This window comes from Actinacidiphila guanduensis, from assembly GCF_900103985.1.
Classification (GTDB): domain Bacteria; phylum Actinomycetota; class Actinomycetes; order Streptomycetales; family Streptomycetaceae; genus Actinacidiphila; species Actinacidiphila guanduensis.
Window position 1 is genome coordinate 61,557 of the sequence record NZ_FNIE01000022.1, and the last position, 26,790, is coordinate 88,346.

Sequence of the window (26,790 nt, forward strand, 5' to 3'; positions counted from 1 at the left end):
CCGAACGACTCCGAACGACTCCGAACGACTCCGAACGACTCCGTACGACCGCAAGGCCGAGTGCTGAGAGGGCACTTGGCCTTGCGCCGTTCTGCGGGCCCCCGCGTCAGCGCAGGGCGCCCACCGCCACCGTCACGCCGTCGAGCGAGGAGGCGAAGTCGGCGCCCAGCGCGCGCGAGGGGGTCTGGAAGCCCGCGGGCAGGTCGCCGAGGCCCGGCATCACGCGCAGCACCGCGTCGGCCGTCAGGGCGTACGGATTGGGGCCGGTGAGGGTGGCGGTCACCGTGTTGCCCGCGGCGTCCCTGGCCCGCCCCCAGACCTCGCAGCGGCCGACGCTGAGGCTGCGCTCGCCCGGCCCGCGCACGATGCGCCCCACGGCCTCCTCCACCACCCCCCGCAGCGGGCCCAGCCGCAGCGCCCGGGTGGCGGCCACCGCGGGTCCCGGCAGCACGGTGTACGTGGTGATGTCGGGGATGCCGGTGGAGTGGTACGCGGTGCTGACGTCCCCCCACGGCACCGACACGACCGTCCGCGCGCCGGAGGGGAAGGCCGCCCGCACCTGCCGCGAGCCCACCGGCACGGTGCGGATCTCGCCGCCCGCCCTGATCCGGCCGCCCTCGACCGCGCCGGCCACCGCGGTGCGGGCGGTGCCGGGGCTCGCTCCGGCCCCGGTGCGGAAGGCGAGGTCGAGTTCGGTGGCGTCGGGCAGCCGTGCGGCCAGCAGCGCGGCCAGGCAGTCGGTGGGCACCACGTCGAAGCCCGCGCCGGGCAGGAGCGTCACCCCCGCCGCGGCCGCGCGGGCACCCATGCGGTGCAGGGCCTCGAAGACGTCGATCTCACCGGTGATGTCGAGGTAGGGCGTGCCGGTCTCCACGCAGGCGGCGGCCATCGGCAGGGCGGTGCGGGCGAACGGCCCGGCGCAGTTGGCGACTCCGTCCACCCCGGCCAGGCCCCGGCGTATCGCGGTGGCGTCGGTCAGCCCGAACACCCGGTGCTCCAGGCCGAGTTCGGCGGCCAGCGGCAGCAGCCTGGCGGCGTTGCGCCCGGCCAGCACCGGGCGCTGCCCGCGCTCGACCGCACGGCGGGCGATCAGGCGACCGGTGTACCCCGTCGCCCCGTACAACAGCCAGGTCATGGACAGCATCCTCCTCGGGCGCACCTGCCCGGAACCGTACAGGGTGCCCTTGTGGGCCGCACCGCCGGTGATCTCTAGACGCGCTCGGCCGAGGCGAGGAGGGCGGCGATGCGGCGGCCCAACTCCGGCGCGGGGAGGGTCCATGCGGCGGGGCCGAGGCGGGCCAGGGCCGAACGCAGCGCGGACTCGCTGATGTCGGGCGCCCCGGGCGCCGACGCCCGCAGCGCCAGGGTGGCTTCGCGGCGCAGTTCGTAGCGGGAGGCGATCCCCTCGTGCTGCTGCGGGTACCGGCCGAGGACGGCGTTCAGGCGCGCGGCGATCTCGGTGCCGACCTCGTGGTCGGTGCGGTCGGCCCACTCGGGCCCGAGGGTCGCCCGCACGCCCCGCACGGTGGCGTCGGAGACGGGCAGGCCGTCCCAGCGGAAGTGCTCCAGCCCGTTGTCGACCGCGTACCGCAGCAGCGGGTGCAGCGGCGGGGCGGGCGCGGCGGCTCGGGACAGCGGCGGCCCGTCGGGGAGCGTGCCCGGCGTGTGCTGCCGGCCGCCCGGCGGCGGTGGCGGCGCCGTGCGCGGGGGCGGCGGGAGGTTCGGCAGGTCCTGGCGCACGGGCGCCGCGGGGGCGCGCCGCGCGGAGCGCGCGGGATCGGCCACCGGGGGCGGCGGCAGAGGCGTGCTCGGCGCCGGCGGGAGGTCCGGCAGCGCCTGGCGGGTGCCGCGCCGGAGGTCCTGGCGGCCACCGCGCCCGGACTGGGGCGGCAGGGGCGGCGCGTTGCTGGGGGCCGGCGGCAGCGGCGGTGCGTTCCGGGGAACCGGCGGCAGCGGGGGCGCGTTGCGCGGAGCCGGCGGCAGCGGGGGCGCGTTGCGGGGAGCCGGCGGCAGGGTCGGTGCCGGGTGCGGGGTCGGCGGCAGGGCCGAGGTGGGGGCGGGGGGCTGCTGGGGCAGCGCGCGGTGGTCGCCGAGCGCGGAGCGGCGCGGGACCACGCGCGGCGGCGGCATCGCCGGACCGGTGCCGGCCGGCCCGTTGGTGTTCAGTGCCCGTACGGCCGCGTCCAGGGCCCGCACCGCCGTCTCGGCCTGCCCGGGGTCCAGGGAGGCGCTGCGGCTGACGGCGTAGCGGGTGCTCTGCAGGGCGGCGGTCAGCGAGAAGCGGTCGACCCTGGCGTCCTCCGGGCCGTCGAGCAGGGGGAGCGCGGAGGTGATCACGGCCGCGTTGCCGCGGCCGATCAGCCGGCTCTCGCTGCCCTGTTCGGCGGCGGAAAGCGCCCGCAGCGCGCGCTGCACCGCGGCGGCCGCCGGCCGGTCCGGCGCCGGGGAGGCGTGCCTGCGCAGGGCGGCCCAGCCGGCGGCGGCGGAGGAGGGCTGCCGCACCCTGGCGTGTGCGTCGGCCGCGCTCTGCTTCAGCCGGCCGTAGTGGCTCTGCGCCCGGTCCGCGGAGACGTGCCGCTCCCCGTAGGAGCGGACCTCCATGACGACCAAGGGGCGGGCCCGGTTGCCGGCGGCGACGTCGAGGGAGGGCAGGTCGGTGGTGTGGAAGGCGTCGCGCTGCCGGATCGGCGCACCCGCACCGTCCACCAGCCCGAGCCTGGCGTAGTCGCGGATCGTGGGCCCGTGGTACTCGGAGACGGGTATGTCGAGCAGGCTGTTCGGCGCCCGGCGGACCTGGTACAGCTGCTGGTACTCGCGGTCGAACTCCGGCAGCCGGGTCCGGATCCGCCGCTCCATGGCGGCCATCGCCGTGCGCGCGTCGTCGGCGAGGAACGCGCGTGCCTCCGGCGGCATCCCGGCCAGGACGTCGCTCATCGAGTTGCGGGACAGCACGGCCACGTTGACCTTGTTCAGGCCCTGGTAGACCCAGGAGTGGGCGAGGGCTGCGACCTGGTCGTAGAGGAGGGCGCCGTAGCCGCGCAGAGCGGCCACCACCGGGTCGTCGGCCAGCAACGCGGCCACTTCCTCCGGCGGCAGCGTCCAGGACGCGACGCCGCCGTCGCGGTGCTCGCGCCAGGCGGCGTAGCGGGCGGCGAGCTCGTCGCCGAAGGACAGGCCGTCGGTCAGGTGGGCGCGGGTGAGGTAGCCCAGCGACTCGTCGCGCCAGGTGCGGTCGCGCACGTGCTCCAGGAAGTCGCGCAGGCCCTCCACCGGGACGCCCAGCGTGTAGTGGACGTGGGCGCCCTGCCAGTCGCCGATGGCCCGCCGCTCGATCCTGGCGCCCCGGCCGAAGCTGGTCACCTCCCAGCCGTCCTCGGGCCGGAAGACGTCCTCCACGTCCAGATAGCGCCGGTCCGGCCCGAGTTCGGCGAACCGCTCCTCCATCCGGCGCAGCGCGGCGAACGCGGCCCGGTCGTCGATCCGGTCCTCGCCGGGCAGCACCCGGTGCACGCCCGCGACGAACTCCGGGATGGCCAGCGTTACTTCGGTGGCCGTACCGGTCTGCCTCTCGGCGTCCTGCCGGCGGCGGTAGAGCCGCCCGTCCGCGCCCCGGTAGAACTCCTTGGTCTCCACCGTCACCTGGAAGCCGTTGCCGCGCGCGACCGGCTCCTCGCGGCGACCGCTGGGTGTTCCCCTGTCGGGGCCCAGCCGCAGCACCTCGGTGAACTCCACCTCGATGCCGCCGCCTCCGCCGCGCAGGGCGCCCCCGCCGTCCAGCGCGGTCGCCAGCACGCGGGCCAGCTGCGAGAGCGGCAGGTGCCGCTGGGAGCGCGGCAGGCGCTGCCAGGCGGCCGCGATGTCCTCGTGCGAGGCGCCGCGGGTGCCGCCGGCGGCCCGCAGGGCGGAGTCCACCCAGGTCTTCAACTCCTCGCGGGGCGCCGGGGATTCACCGGTCAGTTCGCGGTAGCGGGCCATGTCCCGCTCGTCGCCGGTGGTCACGCCGACCGTACGGTGGTGCGCCTCGGCCAGGGCCCGGGCCCGCTCCCGCATCGCCCGCGCGGCCACCCGCTCGCGCACCTGCGGGTCGGCGTGCCGGGGATCGCCGAGCGGCCGCGCCGCTGCCTCCCCGACGCGGGCCACCTCGGCCACGTCCCGCCAGTAGCCCTCGGCTTCCTCCCGCTCGGCCGACCCGGCCTCGCGCCCGATCGCGACCTCGGGCGCGCGCTCGCGGCCGTACGCATCGATGGCCTGGGCGACCCGCTCGGGCGGCAGGTGCCGCAGCGCGGGCTGCTCGGCGACGGCGTCGGCGAACTCCCGGCCGAGGGGCCGGTGCCGGTCGACGGGCGCGCTGTCGGTACGGGACAGGTCGCTCGTACGGGCCTGGTGTCCGGCGGAGCTGCCCTCGGTGCGGGCCGGCTCGAACTCCCGGGCGGGGGAGTGGTGTTCGAGGGCGGTGGCGGCGTCGTCGTGGGCCGGCGCGAACTCCTGCGTACGGTCCGGGCGTTCGGTGCCGGAGATGCCCTCGTCGTGGGCGGCTGCGGGCTCCCGGGCACCGGTCCGGCTGCCGGTGACGGCGTCCTCGTCGTGGCGGACGGCGAACTCCCCCGCACGGTCCGGGTCTTCGGTCCGGCCTTCGGCGGCGGTGTCCTCGTCGCGCGGGAGAGCGAACTTCCCCACACGGTTCCGGCCTTCGGCGGCGGGCGTGCCCTCGCCGTCCGCCGCGCTCGTCCGCTGCGGTGCCGTGCTGCTCTCGGCCGGTGCGGAGCGGTCGGTTCCCTCCGCGGGCCGCTGCTCCCGGTCCGCGAGCGCCGCGAGGTCGGTACGGGCGCCCGCGAGGCGGCCGGGGGCCGGGCCCGTACGGGGCTCGGCGGTCCCGGAGGCGTCCGCCGTGGTCGTGTCCTCGCCCGCCAAGTGCCGCGTCACCGCCGTGGCCACGGTGTCGCCGCCCGAGCGGTGGGCGACGGCCACGGCGCCCCAGTCGCGCGCGGACCAGCCGCCGGATCGGGCCGGGTCGCCGAGCGCGGTGGCCACCAGGGCCTGGACGGCGCCGCGTTCGTCGTCGGGCAGCGACTCCCACGCCTGGCCGAAGGGCTCGGCGCCCTGCTCCTCCAGAGCGCGCCCGGCGGTGAGGAGGCGGGGGGCCGCGTCCGGCGCGGCGGTGCGGGCGGCGTCCAGGGCGTCTCGGTAGCCGCGGGTCGCGCCGGCCAGGTCGCGGGCGCGCCCGGCGGCCGCAACCCCGTCCGCCTCGCCCGCGTCGGCCGCGGTGCGGCGCGGCCGCACCGGCGCCTTGCCCTTACTGGTGGAGGTGTTGGTGGAGGTGCCGGCCGTGGAGCCCGCGGTGTCGTCCCGGCCCGTCACCGGCTCGCCCGTGGCGGCCCTGGCCCGGTCGACCAGGGCGCGGGACGCGGTCAGCACCGGGTGGTTGGCGACGTCCTCGAGGGAGGGCGGGCCGGAGACGTAGCGGTTGGAGCCGGTCCAGCGGTAGTCGTTGCCGGAGCGGGCGGTGCTGCGGGCGAAGACCACCAGGTCCACCCGGCCGTCGCCGGACAGGGCGTAGAAGAATGCCGCGCCGCCGCTGCCGCTGTCCAGGTGGGCGTGGAGCGGGACGTGGACGCGGCGCTGGCCCTGCGGATCGCGGACGCCCTCGCCCCAGGCGGCGACCCGGTCCAGCACCTGGCGCTGGAGCGGCGTGAAGTCCTCCGCGCGCACCCGGCCGGCGAAGTGCACCCGGCCCGACAACTGCCAGGTGGACGCGGACTCCGCGCGGAAGGCCGCGAACCGCGCGTCCTGCTCGGCGCGCCGCTCGGCGAGCCGGTCGTGGCGCGCGCCGGCCACCTGGCGCCAGGTGTGGGCGGCGGCGGTCCGCACGGCGGCGTAGTGGTCGCCGGGGGCGACGTCCACGGACTCCAGGAACGCGGCGAAGTGCCGGTCGAAGGCCGCGGGCCCGAACAGCCGATCCTCCGCGGCCGGTCCGCCGTCGGTGGCCAGGTGCTCGGGGTCGGGCAGGTGGCTCTCGAAGAACGGGCGGGCGGTGTAGGCGCCGAGCCGGTCGGGGTGCTCGGCGACGTCCTCGGCGAGCGAGGGGTGCGCGGTCAGCAGTGGCAGCAACTCCGGGTTCGCAGCGATCCGTTCGGCGGCCTCACCGCCGTTCGGCCCGGCGAGGAGGTCCACCACCTCGGGCGGCAGCGGCGGGTGCGCCCCCGGCGCGGCGGGCGGCAGCGGGCTCTCGGACCTGGCGGGGGAGACCGGGGAGGCGGGCTGCGCCTCGCGGGCGGGCGAGCCCGGGGGCACCAGATGCTGACCGGCGGCGGGCGCGGGCGCGCTGCGCCCGGAGGCCTGCGACCACAGCACGTCGTCGTCGCCCCGCGCCAGCAGCGCGGCCAGCCGGTCAGGACCGCCGGTGACGGCCGCACGCTCCAGCGTGGTGGCGAAGTCCCCCTCGGCCAAGGCCCGTTCCTGGAGCGCGGAGTGGGTGAGGAAGGCCGCGGCGACGTCCGGGCGGGCGGCCATGAGCGGGAGCACGCCCGGCCGGCGCAGGGCCCGGGGCAGCACGGCGGGGTCCAGCGGGCCGGGGTGCTCGGCGATCGCGCGGGCGGCCTCCGGGTGGCGCTGGAGGGCCGTGCGCAGACGGGAGTTGAGGCCGGTGGCCAGCTCCGGGTGGCGTTCGGCGACGGCCCAGGCCGCGGTCCGCCCGGCGGCCTCGTCGACCAGCGCGCGGTTGGCGCGCACCGCCTCCACGACCTCGGGCCGCTCGCGCAGCGTCGCCAGCAGGTCCGGGCGGCCGGCGAGCAGGTCCGGCAGGCCGCGCAGGCCCACCAGGGCGGCCCGCAGGCCCTGGCCGCGGACCGGGTCGGCCAGGTCGTCGGCGAGCCCGGGGTGCTCGGCGACCAGCCGCAGCACGGCCGGGGCGGTCGCCTGCTCGTGCACCTCCGGCGGGGTGTGGGCGAGCGCGGCGACGAAGGCGGGGGCGCTGTGGGCGACCGGCAGCACCTCGGGCGTCAGCACCCGCCCGGTGACCTCGGGATGGTCGGTCAGGTGCTGCAACAGGGGCGCGTTCGCGGCCAGTTCGCGCCACTGGGCGGCGCTCGCGGCCACGTCGGGGCGGGCCGCCAGGGCGTCGGCGAGGCCGGGCACCGCGGCCAGCGCGGCCACCGACGCGGGGTCCTCCGCGGCGCCCTCCAGCCGCCCCCGCGCCGCCGTGACGGCCCGGATCACCGGCTCGCCCGCGGTGCCGAGCGCCTGCGCGAGGCCGGGTGAGCGGACGAACGCCGCGAGCATGCCCGGGTCCGCGGCGATGGCCCGTGACAGCGCCGGGCTGCTCATCGCGAGCCGGTCCACCTGCGCGTAGGAGCCCTGCACCAGCTCGTAGGACGCCCGGTCGAAGGCGACCGCGTAGTCGGGGTTGGAGCGGATCACCGCGACCTGGCTGTCGGTGAAGTTCTGCCGCATCACCGCGTCCCGGCTGAAGACGCCGAACGCCGTGTCGTCGTGGGCCAGCAGGTCCGGCAGGCCGGGCACCTGGAGCAGCTGGCGCAGCACCTCGGGGGTGCGCTCGACCAGATCGAGCATCGAGGGACGGGTGCGCAGCAGGTCCAGGACGTCCGGGGCGAAGAGCAGGTGCTCGGCCAGGTGCGGGCGGCGCAGCGCGGCCTGCCGCAGCGCCTGGCCGGCCAGCAGGTCCCGGTAGCGGTCGGCGATCTCCTCCGGCAGCGGCGCCCCCGCCGCCTCGTGCGCCTGCCGTACCGCCTCCGGCGTGTCGCCGTTCCTGAGGTGCGGCATCAGGCGCGCGACGACGGCGGAGCGCTGCGGGTCCAGGACGAAGCCGTCGGGGGTGACGAGCGCGGGGCCCGTCGCGGTCACCGACCGGGCGAAGGCGTTGGCCGCGGCCCGGCCCTGCTCGGGGTCGGTGCCGGGCAGCTGCTCGGGACCCGTCGCCGTCCGCAGCATGGCGGTGGCGTGCGCGTCGAACTCCTCGGGCCGCGCCTGCCAGGCGTCCGCGAAGCCCGGCCGGGCCACCGCGGCCCGCAGCACGCTCGGCAGCCGCAGCAGCCCGCGCCCGGTGGGCGTGTCGATCCGCGCGGCCAGCAGCGGGAACATCCGGTCGTCGGTGAGCAGCCGGGTCCAGTGCGCGGGGGTGAGCGCGCCGAAGACGCCGGTCAGGCGGGGCAGCAGCCCGGGCGCGGCGTTGACGTTGCGCGCGACCTGCGCCCACTGTTCGTCGGTCAGCTCGCGGGTCAGTGCGGACTGCCGGAACATCAGCGCGGTCAGCGCACCGCCGCCGGCCTGCAGCGCCTGCCGTACGGGGCTGTCCGGGCCGCCCAGACTGGTGCCCAGGTTGGGCGCGCGGAACAGCGTCGAGGCCGCCCACGGATCGCGGGCCAGGTCCTGCAGCGGCACGCCGGAGTACAGGGTGCGCACGTCGGCGTGGGCAATGGCGCCGATCGCCGGGAAGCGCATCAGGACGCCGCGGAACTCCCGGCTGGTGGCCGCCAGGTGGTTCACCGACAGCTGGTGGCTGGCCCGCCCGTCGGTGCTCAGGTACAGACCGAGGACGTGTTCGTGGCGGGCGGCGGCCAGCGCGATCGCCAGCGCGGCGACATCGTGATCGGGCAGCGCCAGCCCCACCGGCAAGGTGAGCAGCCGGCGCAGCAGGTGCGGCTGGGTGACCGCCTGCGGGTTGCGGGCCAGCAGGCGCAGCATCCGCTCGTTGTCCAGCACCCGGCGCGCGTCGTCGGGGTGCAGGCCGGACACGGCGGCGCGCACCGCGGGCAGCGCCTCGGTCAGCCGGCGCAGCAGCGCCGGCAGCGGCAGCCGGGCCGCGTCGTCGCCCGTCAGGTCCGGGTCCCGGGCCTGACGGGCCTGCTCGGGGCCGGTCTCCGCGGCCAGCGCCTGCGCCAGCTCACCGGGCGGCACCTGCGCGTAGCGGTGCGCGTCGTACGACAGCGCGACCGCGACGTGCGGGTTCGCCACTGCCGCGGCCATCGCCGCCGGATCGGTCAGCAGCCGCTCGGCGATCTCCGGCGCGCTCTCCAGGGCGTCGGTCAGGGCGGGCGAGTTCTGCAGGGTGTGCAGTGGCCCGGGGTCCGCCGCCACGGCGTCGAGCGTGCCCGCGGTGAGCAGGGCCACCTGGTTCTGCTCGGGCAGCGACCGCAGCGTGGTGCGCACCCGGCCGTCGGTGAGCAGACGACGGTAGAGGTCCGCCGGATACGACGAGCCGCGGAAGAGCCGGCTCAGCAGTGCCGAGGTCAGGGTCGACTCCGCGCCCAGCTGCCACAGCGCCTCGGCCGCCGCGCCGCCGAGCGAGACCGCCGCCTCGGCGAACGCCGGCACCCGGTCGGTCAGGGTGAGGATGTCCGAGGAGAGGTCCACCACCTGCCGGATCAGGCCGAGATCGCCGTTCATGTTGCGCAGCAGGACCAGCGAGCGGTTGAACACCGCTTCCTGCAGCTCCGGGTCGCCCTCCAGGCCCTCCAGCACGCCCGGCCGCAACAGCAGTTGGGCGGTGGCCGGGCCCTGCGCCCGGTGCCAGACGTCGGTGGCCCGCGCCAGGTGCTCCAGCACCGCGGGGTGGCGGTCCAGCGCGGAGCCGAGCGCCGGGCCGTGCTGGAGCAGCAGGTAGAGCTGCGGCTGGCGGGCGGCCGCGTAGACCACGTCGGGGTGCGCGAGCGCGTGCGCGGCCAGCTCGCCGCCCGAGGCCAGGGCGAAGTCCACCGAGCCGACGATCCGGTCCAGCGGCAGGCCGGCCGGCGCCGGCACCTGCTCCATCAGCCGCTGGGTGGAGCTGACCACCGCGTCCCGGTGGGCGGGCGGCCGGTCGGCGAGCCCGGCCGTGACGGCCTGGCGCACCGCGCGCGTCACCGCGGGCGGCAGGCTGCTCGCTGTGGCCTCGGAGTAGGAGGGCGGCGCGTCCTGCGCCGGCGGCGCGGTGCTGCGCCGCTGCGGGCCCGGGGCGGCGGCGGGCTGCTGCGGGTCGGTGTGCGGGTCGGTGCTGCGCCGCACCGGATCGGCCGGGGTCTGCGTGCTGCGGCTGGGCCCGGCACCGGGTGTGGCAGTGGCCTGCTGCGGGGCCTGCTGGGAGTTCTGCCGGCTGCCGCGCTTCTTCTTGCCCGCGGCGATGATGCCGGGCTTGTGCTCGGCGGCCCGGGCGCCGGGGATCTCACGCAGCGCCCGCGCGGCGGCCTCGTGGGCGGCCTGCTCGCCGTGCTCGTACAGCGCGCGGGCGACCCGGTCGGCCGCGAGCTCGTAGGGTGCGCGGGCCGCACGCGAGGCGGCGTCGTCGCCGATGGCGAAGGGGACGTCCACGTGCTGCTGGAGGATGTCGGCCGCGTCCTCCAGGACGTCGTCGGGCAGGACGGGAAGCCGCGCCGGGTCGAGCGGTTCGAGCGATGCGGGCGTGGTGAGGGAGGCGTCGGCGTCGGGCCGCGTGCCCGGCCGTGTGTCGAGCGGTGTGCCGGGCCGTGTGTCGGGCTCCACGTGCAGTTCGGCGGGTGCGGGTACGGGGGACTCGGGCACCTCGGCGTCGAGGCGCGTGTCGGGCCGCGTGTCGAGCGGTGTGCCGGGTTCGACGTGCAGCTCGGTGAGTGCGGGCGCGGTGAGGGACGCGTCGGTGTCGGGTCGCGTGCCGGGCCGTGTGTCGAGCGGTGTGCCCGGCCGTGTGTCGGGCTCGGCGTGCAGTTCGGTGGGTGCGGGTACCGGGGAGTCGGGCACTTCGGTGTCGAGCCGCAGCGGCGTGCCGGGTTCCGGCGTCAGGTGCTGCGGGGTGGGCGGCGTCCGCAACGGGTCCGGGAACTGCGGGCGGACGGTCTCCTCGGCTCCTCTGCCGGCGGTGTGCTCGACGGGGATCGGTACGACGTGCTCGCCTCGGCCGCCGAAGAGCGCGTCGTCCCTCCGCGAGTCCTCGGCGAGGAGGTCCTCCGTGAGGACGTCGTCCCGGACGGGGAGTCGCGGGGGGACATCGTCCTCGGTGACCGCGTCATCGATGACGACGGGGTGCTCGGTGACGACAGGCGGCGGGGTGGGCCGGGTGACCGCGTCTTCCGCGTCGTCGTCCTCGATCCGCTCGTCGTCCTCGATCCGCTCGTCGTGCTCGACGTGCTCGGTGACGGTGTGCCGTGCGGCCGGGTCGTCCGTGACGATGGGCTCGACATGTGTCGGCGCGGGCCTCTCCCGCTCCTCCAACGGCTCCTCGTCGTCGGTCAGTTCGGTGATGCGCCTGCCCCGGAAGCCGTTGTCGTGGAAGCCGCCGTGGGAATCGTCCTCGAAGCCCTCCTGGTCCCGGTGCAAGCCCGCGCCCAGGTCCGCGTCCGTGGGGGCGGGGGCCTCGTGCGGCGGTGGCGGCAACGGGGCCGGTGTGGGCGGCAGTTCGGTGGCGCGCAGGACGAGCGGGCCGGTGACCCAGCGCTCCTGGTCGCCGCGGCGCAGATGGATCACCGCGACCGTCTGGACCAGGGCGCCCTGCGTGCCATTGGGCTTGTTGGCGAAGCGCGAGCCGAAGCGCAGCATCTCGCGGACCGGCGCGGACTGCGTGTGGGTGTGGCCGAGGTCGGTCCGCTCGCCGGCCACCGGGACACCGGGGCCGAGCCGGTCGGTCTGCGCCTCGTTCACCGGGCCGCTGTAGGTGAAGTTCAGCGCCGGGTTGTAGGTCACGTCGCTCTGCGCGGCCGAGCCGCGGGTGCTGATCTGCACCCGGTCGATGCCGACCTCGTTGCTCTGGTTGACGATCCGCGGGTCGTGGAGGGTGACGTGCACCTGCACCTGGTGCGGCCCGCTGCGCCCGACGTGCGGGGCGAGGCCGGCCGGGTGCACGGGCACGGGCGTGCCGGCGGCCGCGAGGTGGGTGAGCCGCACCAGCCGGCCCTCGTCGGACATCGTGGTGCCGCGCCCGGCGGTCGGGGCGCCGAGCCCGGGGGCGAGTTCGTGCAGCGCCTGCGTCAGCTGGTCCAGTCCGCCGAAGTGGTAGACCTCGAAGGGCCGTTCGGGCCGCCACGGGTCACCCGCCACCAGGGCGCGCAGGTCGGCCGGCACGTCCGGGGTCAGCCGCACCTCGCCGTCCTCCTGCACCAGCGGCCGGGTCGGGTCGCTCAGGTGCACCCGCCCGACCACCGTCGGGTGCGGGTCGACCGCGGCGGGGGCGTCCGTGCGGGGCGTCTCGGAGCCGGCGAAGCGCACCACGGCCTGCGCGTCCACGTGGGCGTCGACCGCCATCGTCGGGCGGGGCAGGAGCCCCAGCGCGCCCTCGATGCCGTGCCGGACGGTGTCGGGCAGCATGCCGTACGCGCCTTGGGCCAGGCTGCTCAGGCGCGTGCGGTCGGCGAGCATGCCCAACCCGTTCCACAGCGCCCGGGGCGCCGCCACGATCAGCGCCTCGTCCAGCGGCGTGGCGGTGACGGCGACCTCGTAGCGGTAGTCCAGCTCGAACTCGCTGCTGTCGAACATCGATTGCTGCCAGGCGCGCCGCTCCTCCGAGCCCGTGGCGGTCTGCACGGTCTCGGACTGGCGGACGGCGCTGCCCGTGGCGCGGTAGCGGTGGCCCTCGTGCTGGTAGGTCAGGCCGCCGTCGAGCTCGTGGGCGCTGGTGCGGGTGCGGGCCTGGCGGGTGCTGCCCGGCACGGGCAGCGAGGCGCCGCGGCCGTCGGAGTGGCCGAGCACCGTGTCCAGGCCGGGGTTGCCGGGCACGGCCCGGCCGCGGGCGGCGCCCAGGTCGGTGTTCGGCACCGCGCGCACCTGCGTGCGCACCAGCAGCGGGCCGAGGAAGGAGCGGTGCACGAAGCGGAAGGCGACGGCCGAGGAGCCGTGCAGCAGGGTGCGCATGCCGAGCGAGGAGCCGTGCTCGTTGATCCGCGACAGCACGCCCGGCAGGTAGGCGGCGTGGCCGGGCCGGGTGGCGCCGGGCGCGACCCGCTCGATCGCGGTGCGCATCGTGTCCTGCAGCGCCGAGCGCCCGTCCGCGGGGTGCACCTCCACCGCGGAGCCGAAGCCGATCTGGCCGCGGCTGGCCACGAAGCTGGGCGGCAGCATCCGGTCCATCGGCGGCGCGGGCGCGGGCAGCGCGGGACCCTCGCCGTCGAGCCGGAACTCCGGGTGGTTGATAAGGTCGTTGGCGGACAGCAGGAACTCCACGCCGTCCGGCACCCGCACCACCATCTGCCGCTCGCCCGCGGTCAGGCCCGCGGCCGCGTCCAGCACCACGCCCGCCACCGGCAGCCCGCCGGCCGCAGCGAGCGCGGGCCCGGCGGTGCCGGTCACCAGGTTGCGCAGGCCGGTGCGCAGGGTCACCCGGTAGAAGACGTCGGCCTGGAAGCGGTACGGCGTGACGTCGTTCTCGCTGGTGACGCGGAAGGCGGAGGCGTTGTCGTTGACCGTGGTCGCGTTGGTGTCGGTGGTGCGGTAGGCGTACCGGCCGGTGGGCACGTAGCCGGACGCGGGGCCGTAGTTGCCGCTCACGGTCAGGCCGAAGGTGTGGCCCGAGGTGCGGCTGACGGTGGACGCCGAGGCGTCGGTGGACTGGATCCACCGCTCGTAGTCCATGACGCCCGGCGACTGCATGCGCCGGACGTTGTGCATGAAGCCCTGCACCTCCACCGTGATGTCGGTGCCGGCCAGCACCCCGGACGAGGCGGTGCCCTCCACCACGTAGGAGTCGCGGAAGATCCGGTAGGCGTTGCCCACCATGTGGTGCGGCGACAGGGAGAAGTCCAGCACCTGCCGGGCGGTGCTCTCCGGCGCCACCGTGCTCTCGCCCACCGCCGTGCGGCGGGTCCACTGCCACACGTCGCCGACCTGCCGCGCGCTCCAGCGCATCGCGCCCGCGGCCAGTCCGCCCGTTGCGTTCCACAGCGTGGTGCCCCAGCCGCCGGCGGCCGGCTCCCGGCGCTCCTCGTCGTCCTGGTGGTCCTCCTGGCCGTCGCGCCGGGGCAGTTCGACGCCCTCGGGGCCCTCGGCAGGCGGCGCGGGGGCGACCGTGTCGGTGTGCGGCGCGGGGGCGTCGTCGTCCTCGGGGAAGGCACCCGGAATGCGCTGCGCCGGGTCCTGGTCCTCCGCGGCGCGGGCGGCCGCCACGTCCCGGGCGACCGCGCCCATCATCCGGTTCACTGCCGTGTGCAGTGCGGACCCGCCGCGCACCCGGTTGACGAACGCGGTCTCCGGCAGACGCCGCTCCACCGTCGCGGGCCGGGCGGGCGCGTTGGTGTCGGCGGTGGTGGCCGGCGTGTCGTGCGCGGCGGGCGGCGCGCCCTGGACGAGATCCTGCCGGTCGGCGGGCGCGGGGGCGGTGCCGCCGTCGGTACGGGTGCCGTCGCCGCCCTCGGCTGTGTGCGCCGCGTCGGTGTGCGCCGCCTCGTTCGGGTCGTGCACGACGTAGCCCGGGACGGGCGCCGCCGGCGACGGGTCCAGCTGCTCCTCGGGGCCGTGGAAGGTGGGCGGGGCGGCGATCGGGGCGGTGTCGGGGGACTCCAGCGTCCAGTCCACCGGGACCGCGAGGTCCACCTCGCCGTCCACGTGCCGCGGCGGGGGCGTTGAGCCGTGGCTGAAGGAGATCCGCATGTGGTGGGTGACCGGCACCCGGAACAGGTGGACGCCCGCGCCCGCCTCGGAGCGGGACAGCGCGTAGAACTCGTGGCCGCTGCCCGAGCTGGAGCCGGTGGTCACCACGTCCGCGGGCTGCCAGGTGTAGCTGTACTCGCCGGTGATGCCCTGCGGGTCGTGGTCGCCGTGGAGGACGTTCGTCGCGCCGAGCTGCGGGCCGATGCTCGCCTGGAGCGGGGCGCGGCGCAGCTGCTCGTCGCCGCTGATGGTGCTGCCGGTGTAGTTGAGGGTCTGCACCCCGTCCAGGTGGCCGATGTGCGCCACGCCGGCGTCCGGGGTGTCGCGGCCCTGCGGGTAGCGGCGGGTGACGGCCATCTGCACGGACACCCGCTGCACACCGGTCGCGGTGGGCCGCTCGAACTCCATCTCGAAGCTGCTGTCCGGCATCTCCGCCTGCGGGTCGGGGACGTCCGTCGTCTCGTCCAGTGCCGCGCGCTGCCCGATCTGCGACTGCATCTGCTCCAGGCGGCGCAGGTTCGCCAGCCGCTGGTTGTGCAGCGCGGTCTCGACCAGCCGCGAGCCGCCGCCGACCGCCGGGGCCGGCGGCTCGGCCGCGCCGTCCCCGTCCCCGGCGGCCGCGTCGCCGGGCCGGTCCAGCGGCGGGATGAAGCCGTGCTCGGACAGGAACTGCCGGACGTCCTCGAAGAGCGGGTCGGCGCCGGCCACCCGCATCGGCGTGGTGAGCACGCCCGGCGACGTCAGGTCCCGGATCGGCGCCGGCAGGTGGCGCGGGGTCGCGGGCGCGCCGGACACCACGGCCGCCGAGGGCACTCGCAGGATCACCGGGTAGCCGCTGCCGTCGGCCGCCCGTGTGGCCAGGCGGCTGTCGGCCGGCGGGTGCACCGGCACCGCGCCGGGCCGCACCAGCGTGACGTCCAGCACCATCCGGGCCTGCACCCGCAGGAGCGGCTTGCCGGTGCGCAGCGAGTGCGAGGTGCGGGCGCTGCCGCCGGAGGACATCGTGTGGGTGGCCTGGTGCTGCACCGAGCCCTGGAGGGTGAGGGTGCCGCCGAAGGGCTCGATGCCGGTGTGCGGGTCGGGCGTGCCGATGGCAAAGCCGAGCGACAACTGGCCGCCGAACGAGGCGGAGTTGGCGACGGCGGCACTGTTCGACACCCGCAGCGAGCGCAGGACGTGCACCTCCAGCACGGAGTTGCGGGTCGGCGGTCCCGCGATGGCGTGCTGCGCGTCCTCCTCCACCAGCCGCGCCCGGACCGAGAAGTGGCCGATCAGCCCGCCGCGGCTGTCGTACAGCGGTGGCGAGGAGTGCCCGCCGCCGTACATCAGCGGCAGGTTGCCGCGCAGGTTGCCCTCGCTGAAGAAGCGGTGCAGCTCCTCCGCCGAGTCGTCCGAGATCGAGGCCAGGTGTGGGCTGAACGCCTGGTTCACCTCGTGCAGCACCGTGGTCGCCTGCGGCACGGTCTCCACGGCGATCAGCGGCACCTCCTCGACCAGCTGCCGCAGCGGCGCCGGGCGTTTGTCGGCGTCCGCGGTGGCCAGCGCGGTCGAGGGGTCCGGCGTGTCCTCGATCAGGTGGTCCGGGAACCACGTGCTCAGCCGGTGTTCGGTGCCGTCGCCGGCCAGCGGGGTCCAGGCGGTGGGGTGCTCGGCCGGGGCCACCGCGTCCTGCAGCCCGCCGGTCAGCCGCACCTCCGCCGACAGCCGGTAGGACACCGCCCGCGACAGCTCGCGGCTGCGCAGCAGCGTCATCGGCTGCACGGTCGCGCCCGTGGCCACGGTGCTGGTCATCTGGTTGTACGTGAGCGAGCCGGTCGGGCTCAGCGTCACCCGGCGCAAGGTGGCCCGGTGGGTGAGCGGCCAGGTGTGGGCGTAGGTGAAGCTGCCCGGCCGCAGGTCGCCGATGCTGTCCACCGCGCCGGTCTCGCCGATGCCGAACGCCCAGCGCTGGATGCGCAGATGGGGCGCGTCCTGTGCCTCGTCCCGGTCCGGGTCGCGCCGCGCGTCCGACAGCCGCAGCCGCACCGCCGCGTGGTAGGTGCGGCCGTTGTACTCGGCCCGCACCGGCAGGCCCTCGTCGCTCAGCAACCGCGCCCACTCCGCGGCCATCGCCCGCGGCGTCACGGTCTCCTCGAGCGCGGCCCGCAGCGCGGCGTTCCGCGGCCCGCCGCGTTCGATCGCGGTCGCGACCCGGTCCCGCAGCCAGGCCGCGGTCTGCTCGGAGAGCGGGTCGATGTGGGTGAGCCCCTGCGAGCCGTCCCGGTCCTGCCCGAACCGCTCGACCGCGTGGCTCAACGGCGGCGGTGGGGGCGGGTCCTCGTGGACCACGAGGGCGTCCTGGTGCGGCGGGGGAGGGGGCGGGGGCGCTTCGGACGTGTGGACCGGGGGCGGGGGCGGCGGCCCCTCGGGCTCGTGGGTGAGGACGAGGGCGTCGTTGCCGGTGTCGGCGTCGGTGTCGCGGTCGTGCTCGAACGCGTCCTCCACGGTGCCGGCGGACTCGGTGTCGCGCGGGACATGGGTGGCGGGGGGCTGCGGCCGCCGGGTGTCCCGCGTGAGGTCCCTGGATTCGAGGGGTTCGTCGCGGTCGCGGGTTTCGCGCGTTTCGCGAGGGGCCTCGGCGTCGTCCGACGAGTGCTGGAGGGGACGTCGGTCGTCGGCGGAGCGGTCGGGCACGAGGGGTTCGGGTGCGGCGTCCGTGTCGTCCAGCAGGTGCTGCCGAACGGGCTGCTCCAGTTCGACGGGGTGCTCGGCCACGTCTTCGTGGTGCTGCGTGAGGAAGGTCTCGGGCTCGTGGACGGTGGAGGGGACGACGGAGGCCGCGGCCGGCGGTTCCTGGAGGAGGTCGGTGTGCCCGCCCAGGTCGAGGGGCGCGGCGAGGTCGGTGGGTTCGTCCTCGTGGCTGAGGTCGGTCAGGTCGGTGGTGTGGGTCAGGGTGTCCTCGGGCGTGACCGGCCGCAGTTCGGGGGTGGGCGGGGTGAAGGTGATGTCGGGGATGGGCCGTTCGGCCTCGGGCTCGGCCTCGATGTCGTGCCGCAGGGCCGGGCGTTGCACCTCGGCCGTGGATTCGGCGTCGCTGTCGTGCTGTTCGACGATGTCCTGCCGGAGCGGGGGTTCGGTCGGCTCCTCGTCCCGGTGCTCGGGTTCGGCCCCGGACGAGTCCACCTCGCGGTGCTGGACGGGGTGTTGGTCCTCGGCCGGGCGTTCGACGTCGGGTTCGGTCTCGCTGTCGCGGAGTTCGGTGACGTGGTGCTGGATCGGGGTCTCGGTGACGTCCTCGTCGGTGTGGTCGAGGGCGTCCCGGGACTCGTCCCTCACCTGCGGCTCGGGCATGTGCTGGACGACGGGGGCCTCGACCGGGGACTCGGCCTCGACCTCGCGCTCCTCCACCACGTCCTGCCGGACCGGGTGCTGGACGGCCGCGTCCTCGACGGGGTGCTCGACCACGTCGTCGTGCTGGGGGACGACGGGTTCGGGGTCGTGGGGGACGGCGGTCTCCGTGGCCGGCTCGGGAAGGAACTGGGCGCGCCCCTCCACGTCCAGGGGCGCGGCGAGATCGGTCGGCTCGTCCTGGTGGCCGAGGTCGGTCAGGTCGGTGGTGCGGGCGAGGGTGTCGTCGGGCGTGACCGGCCGCAGTTCGGGGGTGGCTGGTGTGAAGGTGATGTCGGGTGGTGCCGGGGTGATGACGATCTCGGGGATGGGCCGTTCGGCCTCGGGCTCGCGTGTCGGGTCCGTGACCTCGGTGACGGGGTCCTGGGTGTCGGCGAGGGTCGTGTGCTCGGCCAACGGGTGCGTGATGGCGTCGGTTTCGGCCTCGGACGCGTCCACCTGGCGGTGCTGGAGGGGGCGTTGGCCCTCGGCCGGGCGTTCGATGTCGGGTTCGGTCTCGCTGTCGCGGAGTTCGGTGACGTGGTGCTGGACCGGGCTCTCGGTGACTTCCTCGTCGGTGCGGTCGCGCAGGTCGCGGGACTCGTCCACCACGTCCTGCCGGGCCGGGTGCTGGTCCTCCACAGGGTGCTCGACCGGGGACTCGGCCTCGTGGTGCTCCACCACGTCCTGCCGGACCGGGTGCTCGACGGCCGCGTCCTCGACGGGGTGCTCGACCAGGGGCTCGGCCTCGACGTCGCGCTGCTCCACCTCGTGCTGCCGGACCGGGCGCTCGGGGGGCGCCCCCTCCTCGCGGTGGTCGACCTCGGTCTCGGAGGGGTCCGCCACGTGGCGCTGGACCGGGTGCTCGACGGGCTCCTCGATCGGGCGGCGGTCCCGCTGCGGCTCCACCTCCGGCTCGGGGGTGGGGTCGTCGTGGATCTCCTCGAAGCGGTCCGCGTCCGTGAGCGTCGTGGCCGTCTCGTCCCGCGCCGGCTCCTCGACGGGGTGCTCGGCGTCCGTGGTGTCGGTGGTGTCGGCGGGGTCGGTGAAGAGGTGCGGGAAGTGGGTGGTGAGGTCGGGGTGGAGGGCGCCGTCGGTGACGGGGAGGATGGCGTAGAGGCCGTCGGGGACGTCGACGCGCATCTCGCGGCCGTCGGCGCCGCGCAGGGTGATGGCGGCGTCGAAGCGGTAGTAGCGGAAGGGCCGGGTGGCCTCGCGGTTGTGCTCGACGGTGGCGGAGACGCCGCCGTCCGCCTTGTCCTCGGTCTCGCGGCCGACCTCGTAGGGGGTGCGTTCGAGGACCGCGTCGCTCCCGGTGCCGCCGCCGCTCTCGGGGCCGCCGCCCGCGTACCAGCCGCGCATCCGGTCGGAGCGGGCTTCCTCGTCGTCGTCGCCCTGCTGGTAGCGGCGGGCCTTGAACATCTCGTCGTGGTCGTCGTGGAGGCGGGTGGCGCCGGTGAGGTCGAGGCCCACGGTGACGGGGCGGCCGGCGACGTCCACGGTGTGGGTGTGGCCGAGCAGGGCGGAGATCGCGGCGCGCAGCTTGGCGTGGCTGGTCGCGGTCTGGTAGGCGGTGCCGGCCTTGGAGTCCGGCCGCACGACGGGGACGTCGGTGGCCGTGGGGGAGGTGAGGTCGGGCAGCTTCTTCGACGGGGTGGCGACGACCTTGGCCCAGTCCTGGACGGCCTTGGCCGCGGGCACGTCCCAGGGGTGCAGTTCGGAGAGGAGTTCGGCGGTGCGCGCCGGGTCGGGGCCCACCCGGGTGGCAGGGGCGGTGCGCGGCACGGTGGAGCCGGGCGGCACCGTGGCGCCGCCGTGCGCGGTCCACTGCGGAGTCGCGGTGGGCCGGGAGAGCGGGTTCGCGCCGGGCCGCACCGGCGCCGGCACGACCGCGGTGGAGGGCCCCGGGTCGCCGTCTGCGTGGTCTGTGTGGTCGGCGTCGTCGGCCGGCGGGGGGTCGAGGGCGACGGTGAGGTGGTGGGGGACGAGGAGGCGGACCTCGCCGGGGGTGTCGCCGGTGGGGTTGCCGTCGTCGCGCCAGGTCCAGGGCTGGTGGGCGTACCAGGCGTTCTCCACCGCGTCGCGGCGGCCGAAGAGCGCGGCGGCGCCGGCGGCGGCGCTGACCAGGCCGCGGCCGGGGGCGCCGAGGATCTCGGGCATGCTGGTGGTGGCGCCCAGGCTGATCCGGAACCGTAGGTCGTGGTTGAACTCCTCGCTGCCCTCACGGGTGTTGGCGCGGTAGATGTCCACGTCCTTGCGCAGGGCGGTGCTGCCGGTGGAGGAGTGTGCGGTGTAGCCGGCGGCGACGTCGATGCCGCCGTGGGCCTGCTGATCGTTGTCGACGGCGTGCTCGCCGCCGCGGGCGGCGACGTTGACGCCGAAGCCCCAGGAGGAGCCGCTGGTGTCGGTGGAGCGGGTCTCCTGCACCGACTCGCCGCGCAGGGTGAGCTTCACCTCCGGGCGCGGGCGGTGGGAGTAGGCGGGGTCCATGTGGACGACCTCGACGTTCACCCACAGGTAGTGCGAGGCGCCGCCGAACCCCGACAGCAGCGAGGTCTCCGACCCCTGGAAGGGGAACCAGCGGTGGACGCCGGTGTCGGTCAGCGGGCCCCACTGCGTCTTGAGGGCCTCGGAGCGGAAGCTGGTCTGCAGCGACTGGTACAGCTCCGAGGGCCGGACCTCGCCCGCGCGCAGGATGCCCCGCGCGGTCAGCCTGCGCACGATCTCCGGCAGCACCTGGTCGGCCCGCAGGTCCTCCGGATGCGCCGCCATCCGCATCAGCCGGCCACCCAGGTAGTCCCGCCGCACCGGATCGGCCGGCCGCCGCGGCACATGCGGGCTGCGGACGAGGGGCCCGGCCGTCGAGGCGGGCGCGGCGACCCGGCGCTCCTGGCGGGTGTCGGGCGCGGTGTCGGCGCGGGTGCCGGTCCTCGTGTCGGGCGCCGCCTCGGTCCTGGTGTCCGCGCGGGTGTCGGGCTCGACCTCGATCCGGGTGTCGGGCGCCGACTCCGTGCGGATCTCGGGCGCCGTGTCGGTGGTGCCCGCGTCGCGGGTGCCGCCGGTGTTGCCGTCGAGCATCTCGGGCGGCAGGACGTCCTCGCGGCGGCGGTCGGGGACGAGAAGGTCCATGCCGTCGGAGATGCGGATGACGCGGGACTGGTGCTGGGGGGCGCCGCGGCCGCGCCAGCGGGTGACGGTGACCTCGAAGACCGGGTCGGCACGGTAGGCGGAGGCGTCCTTGTAGGTGGCGCGGGTGACCTCGATGGCGCCGCGCTCCACCTCCTCGCTGTGCCCCGCGTCCCAGCCCACGTCGCCGTGCAGCTGGGCCACCACGCGCCCGCCGGGCAGCCCCTCGCCCGCGTGCTCGCCGTCGCCGATGACCTCGACGTCGTTGCCGCTGTCGGAGCCGAACCGCAACTGCGGGCCGAAGCCGAACTGCAGCCCGCCCGACAGGGTGCGGTGCGACTCCTGCGCGTGCCGGGACACCGACTGCGAATACTGCTCGATCTCCACCTCGCCGTCGGTCTTCGGCAGCGCGCGCGGGGCGTGGGCGCGCAGCTTCACCGTCATCGCGGTGTGCCAGCCGTCCCGGTCCGGCAGCGCCGCCACCCGCCCGTCGGACTCCACCAACTGCCCGAAGAACGCCGCGAGATCACCCGGCCGCAGCGCGGTCAGCAGCGCCTGCGGCCAGCGGGCCTCCTGCCGGTGCCAGGTCCCCGGCAGGTGGTGCACGCTCGCGTAGACCTGCAACGCCAGGCGCTGCAGCTCCGGCGAGTGCAGGAACGCCGGGTACAGCCCCGACGAGCCCCGGTCGAAGGACAGGTGCGGCTCGGAGACGTCCGGCCAGGCGCGGCGGAAGGTCACCGCGCCCGCGTGTGTGCGCTGCTCCACCGTCGGAGGGATGGCGGGCACGTGCTGGTGCGCCACCACGACCTGCGCCAGCAGCTCCTCGGGCCGGTCGATCCACCACTTCGACACCTGCGAGGCGCCCTCACGCGAGGCCGTGACCTCGTACACCACGTCGTAGCGGTGCTCGTCGACGGAGTCGACCGTCTCCATCCGCCGGTAGCTCTTGGCGATCTCCGTGAACGCCTCACTGCGCCCGAACCCGGCCCGGCCCTGCACCCGCAGGCCGCCGATCTGCATCCGTACCACATCGCCGATGCCGATCCGCACCGCACCGCCCACACCGCCCTGCACCGACCACGACCGGTCCTGGTGCGCGGCGAACGTCTCACCCAAGGCCGCACGGGTGTTGACCGTCAGCGGATAGCTGCTCGTGCCGCGGTGGTCCAGCAGATGCGCCTTCACCGACAGCCGCACCAACCGCCCGCCCACCGCGACCGTGTGCGTCACCCCCGCCATCAGGTCCGGCAGCCCGCCCTCCAGCGCCGGGCGCCCGAAGTGCGTGGCCAACTGCCGGTCCACACCCGCCCACTGCACCCCGCGGCCGCCGAACAGCCGCACCGCCGCCCGCATCTGGTCCTCGACCAGCTCCGCGCCCGGCAGCGCCGCCGCCACCGCGAACCCCAACCCCTTGCGCGTGGCCAGGGCCAACGGCTCGTTCGCCGGGGTCTTCCCGGCCACCAGCGACCGCAACGGCTGGGCCGCGTAATGCTGCACCGGCCGGTCCAACCGGGCCGGGCGCACCCGCGCGTGCCCCGGCAGCCCCGCCTCGTGCAGCAGGGCCCGCACATGCGGCTGCGCCGCCACCGGGCCCGCCGCCACCTGCGGCCCCAAGTCCCGCAGCGCCGGGGTGCGGACCTGCCCGAAGACCCGCTGCTCCAGCTCCCGCGGCCCGCTGCCCTCCCGCCACGGCACCGTCAACTCACCCGAGGTGTCCGCCCGCACCGTCCCCAGCCCGGGGTGGCTGCTGGAGTTCCACTCCACCTCGATGCTGAATCCGGCCCGGTAACGCGCCTGCATCTCATCGGAGTTCAAAATGGTGTGGGCCAGGGACTGCGAGGAAAGGCTCGACTCCCACTTCCGGGAGAACGTCACCCCCGCACTGGCCAGCGGGGCAAGTCCCTTGATCGGACCGGAGTCCGGCTGGTGCACTGCCGGGTCGACGAGACCCGTCGCGTTCGCCAGCACCGTCAGCGTCACCGCCGAACGCCCGCCCCGCCCATGGGTGACCGCCGAGCCCACACCCAGGTCCTCACGGGTCTTCGCCGTCCCGAAGCCCACCAACTGCAGCCGCTGCAGGTGCGCACGGACCCGGAAGTGCCCGCGGAAGCCGTCCAGGCCCGGCAGGTTCACCCCGCGCGCGATCCGGTTGCCGACATCACCGCTGGTCAGCCACCACCGGCTGCGGTTGCGCGCCGACGTCTCGTTCAGCAGCCCCGCCGCCTCCCGCAGCACCCCCGCCGCAGTCTTCGGCCCCACCCCGGCCTGGTGCAGGGAACGCTGGAGCGACGCCAGCACCGGTGTCACATCAAGGGCGTTGAGCACTTCGCCGCCGAGCCGCGGGCGCGCGACCCGCGGTGCACCCCCACCAGCCCCCGAACCCTCGGCTGCGTCCGCGTCATCAGCATGGGCGGGCAGCTCCGTGCCGTCCGCCGGACGCGGCTCGTCCGGCCCGGAATACGCCGACGGGAACTCCACCACCATGCCCCGGTCGACGGTCTCCACCGTCGTCGGACGCACCTCCGTGCCGTTGTCGAAGATCCGCACCCGCAGGTCCGCCGCGAAGGGCACCAGGCCGTCCACGAACACCTTGCGGCCGGTGATGACGTTGTCCTTCACCCCGTCCGTCGCCGTGCTCGCCGACTCACCGTGCACCTGCGGCAGACCCATCACCACCGCCGACGCCGCCGCGGAGCCCACATTGAACGCCGTGAACAGCATCAGATCAGCGGTCGAGGTCTTCATCCGGGTCCGGCTGCTCGACGCCGAGGTCGAGTTGAACCGCACCGTGTACTTCCGGACCGGATCGTCCTCGGCCTCCTCCGCCGGACGCGTACGGTCCAGCACCGGCCGCAGCCACACCAACCGGTCCCGCAGGGGCACGAACCGGCCGTGCGTGAGCAACTCCACCCAGGTCTGCTTGTCGCTCTCCGCGAGCAGATCCGTCAGCGGGCCCACCAACTCCCGCCGCAGCCCCGCGTCCGGCACCGCGTCCGCGATCCGCCGCGCCGCCGCTGCGGCCTGCGCCCGCTCCCAGCCGTCCACATGCTGCACCGTGACCTCGCCGAGCATCCCGTGCTCGACGTACCAGGGCGCACGCGCCTCCACCTCGGGCTCGGGCTCAGGCGTCTCCGCGTCCCGTTCGGGATCGGGCTCGGCCTCGTGGAGCGGGTCGCGGGGGAGGACGTGGGCGTCGTCCCGGACGTCCTCCCGGACGTCCTCGTGCACATCGGCGGGGACCTCGATGACGTTCTCGACCTCGTCGTCCCGGCGGTCGGTGTCCGCGCTGGGCTCGACGTGCTCCACCACGTGGTCGGCCGGGTGGACGACGGGCTGGTGCGGGGGCGGCGGGACCGGGACGTCCCGCGGCTCCGGCACCGCCTCGGAGTCGCGCGCCGCGACGGTCCCGGGCGGTTCCTCCGCCTCCAGGACGGGCGCCGGCGTGTGGGATGTGGAGGGCTCGGGAAGGTCCCGCATCTCGAAGGAGCCGCCCGGGCCGCCCTCGGTGTCGATGTCGCGCGGCGGCCGGCCGGACGACGAGCCCTCGCCGTTCTGCTGCTGTTCGCGGCCGCTGTTCGAGGGGGCGCCGCCGAGGGTCCGCAGGCCGTTCTCGGGGTCGGCGATCCACCCGGCGATGTACGAGGCCACCGCCCGCTCGTTCAACCGGTCGGCGTAGGAGGGGAGTTCGTCCACGTGCCGGCGGACCGTGTCGAGGTCCACCGCGCCGTGCGGCCATTTCAGGCCCTGCAGGCGGAGGTTGACCTCGTTGCGCAGGCCGCGCAGCGTGCTCTCGTCGGAGTTGCGCCAGCGCTCCGAACGGCCACCGGGCGGGAGGGGCTGCGGGAGCGGGGAGTCCTGGCGGAGCAGGTCGGGCGCCTCGTCACGGGCGGGCGGCGGCACGTCCCTGCGCGCGTCGGCCGGCGGGGCCGTGTCGGTGTGCGGGCCCTGCGTGTCGGGCCGGTGGGGCTGCGGGGCGAGCGGGCCCTGCCCCTCCGCTGCGTGCGGCTCCACCACGTGCGGGGCGCCCTGGGCGGTCGGGGCCGGCTCCTGGGCCGGGGCCCCCTCCGTACGCGGCCGCTGCGGCGTCGGCCCGGCCTGCGTCGCCGCGCTGTCCGTACGGGAGGCGGGCGCCGCCGGGTCGTGCGGCAGGGCGGTGGACTCCGTGTGCGGGCGCGGGAGTGCGGTGTGCGGGGCCGGCTCCGGCGGAGTGGCGGAGGTGCGGTCGGGCGCTGCCGGGCGGGCCGCGAGGTCGGCGGGCAGGCTCTGGGACAGCTCGGCCCTGCGGGCGTGCCAGGTGGTGGTGGCCGCGTCGAAGGCGGAGCGGTCCCCGCCGGGCCCGAAGCGCGGGTCGTCCGGCCGGAACAGGGTGTCGAAGAGGGCGCCGACCCGGTCGCGGTGGGCGTCCACGACGCTCCGCACGTGCTCCGCGTCGCCGCCCGGGGCGCGCCGGGCCAGCGTGCGGGCCTCCTCGCCGGCCTGGTCCACGGCGGCGGCGCGGGCCACGGCGACCGCGGTGTGGTGGCGCGCGGTGTCGAGCGTGCCGTGCGCCTCCGCCGCGCGGTGCGCGGCGGCCGGGCCGCCGTCCGGACCGGTCGCGGCCTCCTCGATCCTGCGGTGCGCGTCGACGGCCATCACGTGGGCGGCGTCCCGCTCGACGGTGATCCCGGCGCCGTGCCGGTCGAGGCCGAAGGCCCCCGCGAAGTCGTCGCCGAGGTGCGGCAGCGCCTGCCGCCACGAGCCGAGCGCGGCCTCGCGGACGCCGTCCACCGCGTGCCGTACAGCAGCCTCCTTGGCGAGCTGCACCTGCACCCGCGCGGGCAGCTGGGCGGCCCGCTCGGCGACGCGCTGCTGCCAGGCCGTCTCGGGGTCGGGCGCCTTGTCGTCGGCGGTGCGCGCGGGCCGCGCCGCCGGCTCGGGCGTCCCGGCGGCAGCGGTGGCGTGGTGGACGCCGGAGCCGGCCGTCGCGTGCGCGGGCTCGGCCGTCAGGTGGGCCGGCTCGGCCGTCGTACGGGGCGGCTCGCCCGTACCGCGGGTGTCGGTGGCGGGGGCGCCGGCCTCGGTGGCGACCTGCGGCCGGGCCGCGGACGGCAGCCCGGCCGTCCGTACGGGATCGGCACCCGGCGCCTGGGCCGCCCGGGTCCCGTCCTCGCGGGCCGGGGCGGTGGCGGTCGCCTGCGCGGGGCCCTCGGACGAGGTGCGGATCGGGTTGGGCGCGGTGGGGTCGCCGAAGATCTCGCGGTGGTCGGCGACGGTCTGCCGGACCCACTCCTGCCGCATGTGGTCGCGGCTGACCGCGGTGAGCCGGCCGTCGGCTCCCGTGGCGTGGCCGGACTGGGGCACGGTGCGCTCGAAGGTGCGCACGGCCTCGACCTGGCGTACGTCGTCACGCCCGGCCCGGTCCAGCAGGCGCTGCACGGCCGGGGCGTTCTGGGCGGCCGCCTGGTCGATCCGGCGCAGCACCGCCGCGGGCGGCGCGTCCCAGGTCCGCTCGGGCAGCCGCGCGACGGTGTCCCGCACCTGCTGCTCGGTCGCCTGCCAGGCGGTGCGGTGCACCCGCTGGGCGGCGCCGGGCACCGTCAGGACGTGCGTGCGCGGGTCCGCCTGCTCCTGCGCCGCGCCCTTCTCGCCGGCGCCGCCCTCGCCCCGGGCGGCCGAAGCGGCGGACGGGGGAGCGGAGCCGACCCAGGTGGAGTAGGCGTTGTCGAAGTGCGTCCGCACCTGGGAGACGACCTGCTCGATGTTCGCCTGGCGGTCCAA

The 26,790-nt window shown here is 76.3% G+C and carries 2 protein-coding genes; both read right to left on the minus strand.

Translation table 11 applies throughout. From position 1 onward, the window contains the following. Positions 1-106: 106 nt before the first annotated feature. Positions 107-1,135: a saccharopine dehydrogenase family protein gene (locus tag BLR33_RS31975; RefSeq protein WP_093788159.1), complete on the minus strand. Its 1,029-nt coding sequence runs from the start codon at positions 1,133-1,135 to the stop codon at positions 107-109. Between the two features lie 74 nt (positions 1,136-1,209). Beyond that, complete coding sequence (locus tag BLR33_RS35470) at positions 1,210-26,790, minus strand: hypothetical protein (RefSeq protein WP_218136740.1); 25,581 nt, start codon at positions 26,788-26,790, stop codon at positions 1,210-1,212.